This window comes from Pseudomonas sp. SB113 (genome assembly GCF_040754745.1).
Classification (GTDB): Bacteria; Pseudomonadota; Gammaproteobacteria; order Pseudomonadales; family Pseudomonadaceae; genus Aquipseudomonas; species Aquipseudomonas grimontii.
The window spans coordinates 1-776 of record NZ_JBFMHW010000065.1 but is presented as its reverse complement, the minus strand read 5'-3'; the positions used below and the strand labels follow the sequence as shown (position 1 = coordinate 776).

Annotated in this window: 1 protein-coding gene; it reads right to left on the bottom strand. The window is 53.5% G+C overall.

The genetic code is table 11. The annotated features are described in order from the left end of the window. Positions 1-352: kinase/pyrophosphorylase (locus AB1462_RS31410; RefSeq protein WP_367248955.1), on the bottom strand; the 352-nt coding region annotated here is incomplete at its 3' end. Positions 353-776: the final 424 nt, after the last annotated feature.

Sequence of the window (776 nt, the reverse complement as noted above, 5' to 3'; positions counted from 1 at the left end):
GCTGTGCACCGACACGGCGACCGGCCGGCGTTCCGAGATAGGACTGAAAGACGGTCAAGACCGGCTCCAGCACCGAAACGCAAGGCAGACCCATCTCCGCACACCGCGCATCAATGCGCCCGGCGAGAGCCTGATCCACGACAGTGTAAAGAACTATGCCGGGTTCTTCTTCAATATCGTCGAAAACTTTCATTAACTGTTTGTCTGTACGAATGAGCGGGTAGATGTGCTCGATGGCGCGCGCATCCTTGTATTGGGCGGCGGCCGCACGGCCTGCAGCCAAGAGAGTTTCGCCGGTGGCGTCCGAAATAAGGTGCAGATGAAAGAAACTCTGCGGCTTGTTCACAGGCATGCCCCGGTTCTGTGGTCTGGTGTGGATAAGTCGGCGCTGTCGTGCCGCGCTTTCGGCCGGACTGTATCAGATAGCGACTTGTCCACAATTGGTGCTGCTGTCTGTATCGCGATGGCCCTGTGGATGATGTCGGGGACTTCGGAAACTTGTTCGATGTTCCACGTGAATCATGATCAAATGGATGTCTGGCTAAGTATTTGAATTTGCAACCGATGTGGCGCTTATCCCCGTAATTAGGTCTTCATGCCTACAAACGGGGCGCGACAATCTGCAGTCTCGCGGCGCGTGGCGGATTCGGGATAAGTCGTAATCACCGATTCCAACAGAGTCTAAGAATCAGAAGACTCTCTTTCATAGAAATTTTATTTAAAGATAGGCTTTCGGGTTTGGAGGCTTGATGTCCGTAAAACGCCCTATGCTCGAA